Consider the following 8,239-nt stretch of genomic DNA (forward strand, 5'->3'; position numbering starts at 1 on the left):
GCTGGGAAAAGCATTTGCTACCATCCAGAACTTTTACGGATTTGCCCCGGGGTTTACACAACATGACAGCCGTTCGCAGCAAAATTTGTGGGATTACCCGCATAGAGGATGCGCTGGCGGCGGTCGAGGCCGGGGCTGATGCCATCGGCCTGGTGTTTTACGCCAAGAGCCCGCGGGCGGTCACTGTGCAGCAGGCGCGGTCGATCATTGCCGCGTTGCCGCCGTTTGTGACCACTGTTGGGTTGTTCGTCAACGCCAGCCGTTGCGAGCTGGGGGAGATTCTCGATGCGGTGCCCCTGGATCTGCTGCAGTTTCATGGCGATGAGTCGCCGGCCGATTGTGACGGCTACCATCGCCCCTACATCAAGGCGCTGCGGGTCAAGGCCGGGGATGATATCGCCGGCAGTTGCGCGGCGTATGCAAAGGCCAGCGGGATTTTGCTGGACACCTATGTCGAGGGCGTACCCGGTGGAACCGGTGAAGCCTTCGACTGGTCACTGGTACCGCAGGGCCTGAACAAGCCGATCATCCTGGCTGGCGGTTTGACTGCGCAGAATGTGGCCCGGGCAATTGCCCAGGTGCGCCCCTACGCGGTGGATGTCAGTGGTGGGGTGGAGCAGGGCAAGGGCATCAAGGATCAGGCAAAGATTCGCGCATTTATGCAGGCCGTGCGCAGCAGCAGTGAGTCGATGTGACGGCTGGCAGTCTGCCGCCGTCCATAACTCCACTGTACAAAACAGGTGGGCACTGTCTTCGGACAGGCCGAAATCGAAGTGGCAACCGCTCTGTTGCGGGCTGCCGGGATGGCTGAGGAGCAGTTCGTTACAGGCAGGTCGAGCCTCGTGCTGACCGCGGTAGCGCACCGATCATCGCCGCACACATGAATTTAGCTCAAGGGCATACGCGGGGCTGCGAACCAGAGCGTTCGGGCCGCCGGTACTGGAGAAAGAAAGCATGAGCAACTGGTTAGTAGACAAACTGATCCCTTCGATCATGCGTTCCGAGGTGAAGAAAAGCTCGGTGCCTGAAGGTCTTTGGCACAAGTGCCCGTCCTGCGAGGCGGTGCTGTATCGGCCGGAGCTGGAAAAAACCCTGGATGTTTGCCCTAAGTGCAATCACCACATGCGTATCGGTGCTCGCGCCCGTATCGACATTTTTCTCGATGCCGAAGGCCGTGCCGAACTGGGCGCCGACCTGGAGCCGGTGGATCGCCTGAAGTTTCGCGATGGCAAGAAGTACAAGGATCGCCTGACTGCCGCGCAGAAGCAGACCGGCGAGAAGGACGCACTGATCTCCATGAGTGGCACCCTGCTGGGCATGCCGGTGGTGGTTTCCGCGTTCGAGTTCTCCTTCATGGGCGGTTCCATGGGCGCCATCGTCGGTGAGCGCTTTGTTCGTGCCGCCAACTACGCCCTGGAAAACAAATGCCCGATGATCTGCTTCGCCGCCTCCGGTGGTGCGCGGATGCAGGAAGCACTGATCTCCCTGATGCAAATGGCCAAGACCTCTGCGGTACTGGCGCGCCTGCGTGAAGAAGGTATCCCGTTCATCTCCGTGCTGACCGATCCGGTCTACGGTGGTGTGTCGGCGAGCCTGGCGATGCTGGGTGATGTGATCGTCGCCGAACCCAAGGCCCTGATCGGCTTCGCCGGTCCGCGGGTTATCGAGCAGACCGTGCGTGAAAAGCTGCCGGAAGGCTTCCAGCGCAGTGAGTTCCTGCTGGAACACGGCGCGATCGACATGATCATCGCCCGCCAGGAACTGCGCCCACGCCTGGGCAATCTGCTGGCGCAATTGATGGGGCTGCCGACGCCTGAGTTCGTCGCCGCACCTGTCGAGCCGATCGTGGTTCCGCCGGCTCCAGCCAACCTATGACCCAACGTACCCTTGGCGAGTGGCTCGCCTACCTCGAGCAGTTGCATCCGTCGGCCATCGACATGGGGCTCGCACGCTCGCAAGAGGTAGCGTCCCGCATGGGATTGGGCCAGCCGGCGCCTCGGGTGATTACGGTGACCGGCACCAACGGCAAGGGTTCGACCTGTGCGTTCGTGGCGTCGCTGCTGCGAACCCAGGGGTTGCGAGTAGGGGAATACAACTCGCCACACCTGCTGCGTTACAACGAGCGGGTGCAGATCGATGGCGTCGAAGCCAGCGATGCCGAGCTGTGTGAAGCCTTTGCCGCGGTCGATGCTGGGCGTGGCGAGATTTCCCTGACCTATTTCGAGGTGGGCACCCTGGCGGCCTTTTGGCTGTTCCAGCGCGCCGGGCTTGATGCGGTGGTGCTGGAGGTCGGCCTGGGTGGGCGCCTGGATACGGTCAACCTGGTGGATGCGGATCTGGCGCTGGTGACCAGTATTGGTGTCGATCACGTTGACTATCTTGGCGATACCCGTGAGTCCGTGGCCTTCGAGAAGGCCGGAATCTTTCGCCAGGGTGCGCCGGCGCTGTGTGGGGATCTCAATCCGCCACAGCCGCTGCTGGACAAGGCGCGTGAGCTCAATTGCCCATTCTTCCTGCGTGGGCGCGACTTTGACTTGGGCATGACCGACCAGCACTGGCAATGGCGCGGCCTCGACCTTGCGGGCGCTCCAGTCGAGCTGCACGATTTGCCGTTGCTCGATCTGCCCATGGAAAACGCCGCCCTGGCCTTGCAGGCCTATTTGCTGACGGGCCTGCCTTGGCAGCCGGAGCGGATAGTGGCGGCCTTGCGTCAGACCCGGGTGGTCGGTCGCCTGGATCGTCGGCAGTTTGAGTGGCAAGGCAAGCGCCTTAATCTGTTGCTGGATGTAGGCCACAACCCGCACGCCGCGCAGTACCTGGCCGAACGCCTGGCCCGTCGGCCCGTGGCTGGCAAGCGCCTGGCGGTGTTTGGTCTGCTGGCGGATAAAGACCTGGCTGGCGTGGTTGAACATCTGCATCCGCAGGTCGACACCTGGGCGGTGGCCCCTCTGGATTGCCCTCGGGCGCGTCCGGTTGCGGATTTGCAGGCGGCGCTGGAGAACCTTGGGGCTCGCGTAACGTCCTATGACAGCGTTGCTACCGCTTTGGAAGGGCAGTGCGCGCTTGCGACGGCAGAGGATGAAATCCTGCTGTTCGGATCTTTTTATTGTGTTGCCGAGGCGCTTGAGTGGCTCGCCCGGCGCTCCACGGAGGAAGCTGCACATGGCTATGCTGGATAACGTCTACAAGCAGCGAATGGTTGGAGCTCTGGTTCTGGTGGCACTGGCGGTGATCTTCCTGCCCATGCTGTTTTCCCGCGAAGATGAGCAGCGTCATGTCAGCGTCGAGGCGCCTGTCGCGCCGCAAGCGCCTGTCATGCCTCAGGTGCAGGTCGAGCCGGTGGTAGTTCCCGAGCCGCAAGCACTGCCCCAGGAGCCGATTCCGAGTGATGACGAGGTGGTGCAGCAGTCCGCACCGTCTGCGCCGATTGTGCCGAGTGCACCGGCGACCCCTGTTGCGCCGCCGACCGCTGCAATCAAGCCAGCTCCAGCTCCAGCGCCGGCCGCGCCCAAGCCTACGCCTGCCCAGTCTGTTGCCAGCGCGCGGCCGGACACCAGTCAGAGCCGGATCGATGCCAATGGCCTGTCGGTGAGTTGGTCGGTGCAACTGGCCAGCCTGTCCAGCCGCGAAAGCGCTGAAAACCTGCAGAAAACCCTGCGCAGTCAAGGCTATAACGCCTATATCCGTTCCGCCGATGGCAAAAATCGGGTATTCGTCGGCCCGCTGATCGAGCGTGCCGAGGCCGATCGTCTGCGTGACTTGCTGGGTCGCCAGCAGAACCTCAAGGGTTTTGTGGTGCGTTTTCAGCCTGAGCGCGGTTAAGGCTATCTGCTTGATTTGAAAAGCACAGTGAATCGCAGCTTACCGACAGCCAAGCGCTCTGCTAAAATGCGCCGCCTTATCCGTCTGTAGGCTGCACTGTGCCATTTACCTGGGTTGATTGGGCGATCGTTGCAATAATCGCCATCTCCGCGTTGATCAGTCTGAGTCGCGGCTTCGTCAAAGAAGCACTGTCGCTGCTGACCTGGATTATCGCTGGAGTCGTTGCCTGGATGTTCGGTGGCTCACTGTCCGAGTACCTCGCCGGATACATCGAAACACCTTCGGCTCGCGTGATCGCGGGCTGTGCCATCATGTTTGTCGCCACCTTGCTGGTAGGCGCAATGATCAACTTTCTTATCGGCGAATTGATTCGCGTCACCGGCCTCTCCGGGACCGATCGATTTCTCGGCATGGCCTTTGGCGCCGCGCGTGGCGCGTTGCTGGTGGTCGTGGCGGTCGGGCTGTTGAGCCTGGGGCCGGTACAACAGGATTCCTGGTGGCAGCAGTCGCGACTGGTGCCACAATTTCTATTGGTTGCAGACTGGTCGAAGAACCTCATATTGGGGTGGAGCAGTCAGTGGCTGGCCAGCGGTATCAGCGTACCCGCTGATATTCCGTTCAAGGAGCACCTCTTACCGGCCAAAACGCCTCAGTAAGATGTGTTCAGTTCAGTTTCATTAAGTAGGGGTTGCGTCGCATGTGTGGCATCGTCGGTATCGTCGGTAAGTCGAACGTCAATCAGGCGCTGTATGACGCGCTAACCGTCCTCCAGCACCGCGGCCAGGACGCTGCCGGTATCGTGACCAGCCATGATGGCCGGTTATTCCTGCGCAAGGACAATGGTCTGGTCCGTGATGTATTCCATCAACGGCATATGCAGCGCCTGGTCGGCCACATGGGCATCGGCCATGTGCGCTATCCAACCGCAGGCAGCTCGACTTCGGCCGAAGCTCAACCGTTTTACGTCAACTCGCCGTACGGCATTACCCTGGCGCATAACGGTAACCTGACCAACGTTGAACAACTGGCCAAGGAGATTTACGAATCCGACCTGCGCCACGTCAACACCAACTCCGACTCCGAAGTCCTGCTCAACGTGTTCGCTCACGAGCTGGCCCAGCGCGGCAAGCTGCAGCCGACCGAAGAAGACGTGTTCGCGGCCGTGACTGACGTGCACAACCGCTGCGTTGGTGGTTACGCAGTCGTGGCCATGGTGACCGGTTACGGCATCGTCGGTTTCCGCGACCCGCATGGCATCCGCCCGATCGTTTTCGGCCAGCGTCACACTGACGAGGGCGTCGAGTACATGATCGCCTCGGAAAGCGTTTCCCTGGATGTGCTGGGTTTCACCCTGATCCGTGACCTGGCACCGGGTGAAGCGGTTTACATCACTGAAGACGGCAAGCTGCACACCCGCCAGTGCGCAATCAACCCGCAACTGACCCCGTGCATCTTCGAACACGTGTACCTGGCACGCCCGGATTCGATCATCGACGGCGTCTCGGTGTACAAGGCGCGCCTGCGCATGGGCGAGAAGCTGGCCGAGAAGATCCTGCGCGAGCGTCCTGAGCATGACATCGACGTGGTCATCCCGATTCCGGACACCAGCCGTACCGCCGCGCTTGAGCTGGCTAACCATCTGGGTGTGAAGTTTCGCGAAGGCTTCGTGAAGAACCGCTACATCGGCCGTACCTTCATCATGCCGGGCCAGGCTGCGCGGAAAAAATCCGTACGCCAGAAGCTCAACGCTATCGAGCTGGAATTCCGCGGCAAGAACGTGATGCTGGTGGACGATTCGATCGTGCGCGGCACCACCTGCAAACAGATTATCCAGATGGCCCGCGAAGCCGGCGCGAAAAACGTCTACTTCTGCTCCGCAGCACCGGCCGTGCGCTACCCGAACGTATACGGCATCGACATGCCGAGCGCTCACGAACTGATTGCGCACAATCGTTCGACCCAGGACGTGGCTGACCTGATCGGTGCCGATTGGCTGATCTATCAGGACCTGCCGGACCTGATCGAAGCGGTCGGCGGCGGCAAGATCAAGATCGAGAATTTCGACTGTGCAGTGTTTGACGGCAAGTACGTCACGGGCGACGTCGATGAGGCCTATCTGAACAAGATCGAAAACGCGCGTAACGATGCCTCCAAGGTCAAGACCCAGGCGGTCAGCGCGATCATCGATCTGTACAACAACTGATTCAGAGCATTTAGAAGACTTGAGGAGTAGGCGGCATGAGTCAGGATTGGGATGCCGGTCGGCTGGACAGCGACCTTGATGGCGTAGCTTTCGACACCCTGGCCGTACGTGCCGGCCAGCACCGTACGCCGGAAGGCGAACACGGTGACCCGATGTTCTTCACCTCAAGCTATGTGTTCCGTACGGCCGCCGATGCGGCCGCGCGGTTCGCTGGCGAAGTGCCAGGCAACGTTTATTCGCGCTACACCAACCCGACCGTGCGCGCCTTCGAAGAGCGCATCGCCGCCCTGGAAGGTGCGGAGCAGGCGGTGGCCACGGCTACCGGCATGGCTGCCATTCTGTCGGTGGTGATGAGCCTGTGCAGCGCGGGCGATCATGTGCTGGTGTCGCGCAGCGTATTCGGCTCGACCATCAGTCTGTTTGAAAAGTACTTCAAGCGTTTTGGCATCGAAGTCGATTACGTGCCCCTGGCGGACCTGTCCGGCTGGGATGCGGCAATCAAGGCCAATACCAAATTGCTGTTTGTCGAATCGCCGTCCAACCCCCTGGCAGAGCTGGTGGATATCGCCGCGCTGGCCGAAGTGGCCCACGCCAAGGGTGCGATGCTGGTGGTCGACAACTGTTTCTGCACGCCCGCGTTGCAACAGCCATTGAAGCTGGGTGCTGACGTGGTGGTGCATTCGGCGACCAAGTTCATCGACGGCCAGGGCCGTTGCATGGGCGGCGTGGTGGCCGGCCGCGGTGAGCAGATGAAAGATGTGGTGGGTTTCCTGCGTACCGCAGGGCCGACCCTGAGTCCGTTCAACGCCTGGATCTTCCTCAAGGGCCTTGAAACCCTCAGCCTGCGCATGCGTGCGCACTGTGCCAATGCCTTGGCCTTGGCGCAGTGGCTGGAACAGCAGGATGGCATCGAGAAGGTGCACTACGCCGGCCTGCCAAGCCATCCGCAATACGAACTTGCCAAGCGTCAGCAGCGTGGTTTTGGGGCGGTGGTCAGCTTTGAGGTCAAGGGAGGCAAAGACGGTGCCTGGCGCTTTATCGATGCCACGCGCCTGATCTCGATTACCGCCAACCTGGGTGACAGCAAAACCACCATCACTCACCCGAGCACCACTTCCCACGGTCGCCTGGCGCCGCAGGAGCGTGAAGCGGCGGGCATTCGCGACAGTCTGATCCGGGTCGCGGTGGGTCTCGAAGACGTTGCCGACTTGCAAGCCGACCTGGCTCGCGGCCTGGCCGCCTTGTGATCGAGTTGTCCTCGCAGCAGGGCAGTGCCAATGGTCGCGTTGCGCTGGTCACCGGCGCGGCGCGGGGCATTGGCCTGGGGATCGCCGCCTGGCTGATCAGCGAGGGCTGGCAAGTGGTATTGACCGACCTTGATCGCGCGCGTGGCGCCAAGGTGGTCGAGGTCATGGGGGAGAGCGCCTGCTTTATCGCCATGGATGTCTCCGACGAAAAGCAGGTGGCCCAGGGTGTGGCGCAAGTGCTCGGCCAGTTTGGTCGGCTGGATGCGCTGGTGTGCAACGCGGCCGTGGCCGATCCGCGCAATATCACCCTGGAAAGCCTCGATCTGGCGTATTGGAACCGCGTATTGGCGGTAAACCTCAGTGGGCCGATGCTGTTGGCCAAGCACTGTGCGCCTTACCTGCGTGCTCACGGCGGCGCCATCGTCAACCTGGCCTCGACCCGCGCCGGGCAGTCCGAGCCCGATACCGAGGCTTACGCGGCGAGTAAGGGTGGGTTGCTGGCCTTGACCCATGCCCTGGCTATCAGCCTGGGGCCGGAAATCCGCGTCAATGCGGTCAGCCCGGGCTGGATCGACGCACGTGACCCGGCAGCGCGCCGTGCGCAGCCGTTGAGTGATCTTGATCATGCCCAGCACCCTGCGGGCAGGGTCGGGACGGTCGAGGACGTTGCCGCGATGGTGGCCTGGTTGTTGTCCAAGAACGCCGGGTTCGTCACGGGCCAGGAGTTCGTGGTCGACGGCGGCATGACCAAGAAAATGATTTATCAGGAATAAGAGCAGCGGCAAGCTTTTAGCTGCAAGCGGCAAGCGGGGTGGAGCAGTACTGCTTTTTCTTGCGGCTTGAAGCTTGCTGCTCCCAGCTGTTTTTGAAAAAAACTCTAACGCTGCTATTGACTTAGCTTCGGTATCTGCGTAAATTTCGCGGCCTCAACGAAGCAAAGGGTGATTAGCTCAGCTGGGAGAGCATC

8 protein-coding genes are annotated in these 8,239 nt (G+C 61.3%); all 8 read left to right on the plus strand.

All coding sequences use genetic code 11. The annotated features are described in order from the left end of the window. The first annotated feature begins 62 nt into the window (after positions 1–62). The 8 genes from CF161_RS16925 to CF161_RS16960 all read left to right on the plus strand — a co-directional run bounded on the left by CF161_RS16925 (position 63) and on the right by CF161_RS16960 (position 8,045). Entirely contained in the window at positions 63–695 is a 633-nt protein-coding gene (locus CF161_RS16925; protein WP_020297834.1) for a phosphoribosylanthranilate isomerase, read from the plus strand. Positions 696–954: 259 nt separating this feature from the next. After that, entirely contained in the window at positions 955–1,875 is a 921-nt protein-coding gene (gene accD / locus CF161_RS16930) for an acetyl-CoA carboxylase, carboxyltransferase subunit beta (RefSeq protein WP_020297835.1), read from the plus strand. After that, on the plus strand, positions 1,872–3,179 hold the full coding sequence (gene folC / locus CF161_RS16935) for a bifunctional tetrahydrofolate synthase/dihydrofolate synthase (protein WP_020297836.1): 1,308 nt from the start codon (positions 1,872–1,874) through the stop codon (positions 3,177–3,179). Before accD ends, folC begins: the two co-directional genes overlap by 4 nt. Further along, positions 3,163–3,822 carry an SPOR domain-containing protein gene (locus CF161_RS16940; RefSeq protein WP_043229680.1) on the plus strand — a complete coding sequence of 220 codons (660 nt, stop codon included), beginning with the start codon at positions 3,163–3,165 and terminating at the stop codon, positions 3,820–3,822. Before folC ends, CF161_RS16940 begins: the two co-directional genes overlap by 17 nt. Before the next feature lie 98 nt (positions 3,823–3,920). Next, positions 3,921–4,478, plus strand: coding sequence for a CvpA family protein (locus tag CF161_RS16945; RefSeq protein ID WP_020297838.1), 558 nt, complete (start codon positions 3,921–3,923; stop codon positions 4,476–4,478). Between the two features lie 41 nt (positions 4,479–4,519). Beyond that, positions 4,520–6,025, plus strand: a complete 1,506-nt coding sequence (gene purF, locus CF161_RS16950; RefSeq protein ID WP_020297839.1) for an amidophosphoribosyltransferase — start codon at positions 4,520–4,522, stop codon at positions 6,023–6,025. A 35-nt stretch (positions 6,026–6,060) separates the two neighbouring features. Beyond that, complete coding sequence (locus CF161_RS16955) at positions 6,061–7,272, plus strand: O-succinylhomoserine sulfhydrylase (RefSeq protein WP_020297840.1); 1,212 nt, start codon at positions 6,061–6,063, stop codon at positions 7,270–7,272. A gap of 5 nt (positions 7,273–7,277) precedes the next feature. Next, complete coding sequence (locus CF161_RS16960) at positions 7,278–8,045, plus strand: SDR family oxidoreductase (protein WP_207202425.1); 768 nt, start codon at positions 7,278–7,280, stop codon at positions 8,043–8,045. Positions 8,046–8,239: the final 194 nt, after the last annotated feature.

This window comes from Pseudomonas sp. CF161 (assembly GCF_000416215.1).
In the GTDB taxonomy this organism is placed as follows: domain Bacteria; phylum Pseudomonadota; class Gammaproteobacteria; order Pseudomonadales; family Pseudomonadaceae; genus Aquipseudomonas.